At 55.9% G+C, this 281-nt stretch carries 2 tRNA genes; both read left to right on the top strand.

What is annotated here, in order from left to right:
- Positions 1–11: 11 nt before the first annotated feature.
- Positions 12–88 (top strand) — tRNA-Ile (locus ACYJP6_RS24205).
- 48 nt (positions 89–136) lie between these two features.
- A tRNA-Ala gene (locus ACYJP6_RS24200) sits at positions 137–212 on the top strand.
- Positions 213–281: the final 69 nt, after the last annotated feature.

The following is a 281-nucleotide window of genomic DNA, read 5'->3' as shown; positions in this document are numbered from 1 at the left end:
GTTAGACGATTGGGTCTGTAGCTCAGTTGGTTAGAGCGCACCCCTGATAAGGGTGAGGTCGGCAGTTCGAATCTGCCCAGACCCACCAATTGTTGTGGTGTGCGCCGCGGTCGGAACAGGTTGCTTGATCTGCTACGGGGCCATAGCTCAGCTGGGAGAGCGCCTGCTTTGCACGCAGGAGGTCAGGAGTTCGATCCTCCTTGGCTCCACCACTATCAAATCGTCGTAAAGCTCAGACATGAGCGTTTGATGCACCGTCTGGTGTAGCCCAAACTCTGATG

It is taken from the genome of Pseudomonas sp. No.117 (assembly GCF_054558395.1).
This window is presented reverse-complemented; position numbering and strand designations above follow the sequence as displayed.